1 rRNA gene is annotated in these 837 nt (G+C 51.1%); it reads right to left on the reverse strand.

Annotated elements, in window-relative coordinates:
- Positions 1-837: ribosomal RNA gene (locus QUG01_RS19920) — 23S ribosomal RNA — on the reverse strand; the annotation flags it as partial.

Genomic DNA, 837 nt, shown 5'->3' on the forward strand with positions numbered 1-837 from the left:
GCACTTTCCGGTATTCAGAGTTTGCCATGGTTTGGTAAATCGCAATGACCCCCTAGCCATAACAGTGCTTTACCCCCGGAAGTGATACATGAGGCACTACCTAAATAGTTTTCGGGGAGAACCAGCTATCTCCGAGTTTGTTTAGCCTTTCACCCCTATCCACAGCTCATCCCCTAGTTTTGCAACACTAGTGGGTTCGGACCTCCAGTGCGTGTTACCGCACCTTCATCCTGGCCATGGATAGATCACTCGGTTTCGGGTCTACACCCAGCGACTGATTCGCCCTATTCGGACTCGGTTTCCCTACGCCTCCCCTATTCGGTTAAGCTTGCCACTGAATGTAAGTCGCTGACCCATTATACAAAAGGTACGCAGTCACGGAACAAGTCCGCTCCCACTGTTTGTATGCATCCGGTTTCAGGTTCTATTTCACTCCCCTCCCGGGGTTCTTTTCGCCTTTCCCTCACGGTACTGGTTCACTATCGGTCGATCACGAGTATTTAGCCTTGGAGGATGGTCCCCCCATCTTCAGACAGGATTTCGCGTGTCCCGCCCTACTTCTCGTATGCTTAGTACCAAGAATGCGTTTTCGTGTACGGGGCTATCACCCACTACGGCGGTCCTTTCCATGAACCTTCCACTAACGCAATCTCTATCACATACAGGCTGTTCCGCGTTCGCTCGCCACTACTTACGGAATCTCGGTTGATTTCTTTTCCTTCAGCTACTTAGATGTTTCAGTTCGCTGAGTTCGCTTCCGCTGACCTATGTATTCAGTCAGGGATGACCCCTAAGGGCCGGGTTTCCCCATTCGGATATCGCGGGATCAAAGCTCTA

Source organism: Chromobacterium sp. CCUG 76385, assembly GCF_059916625.1.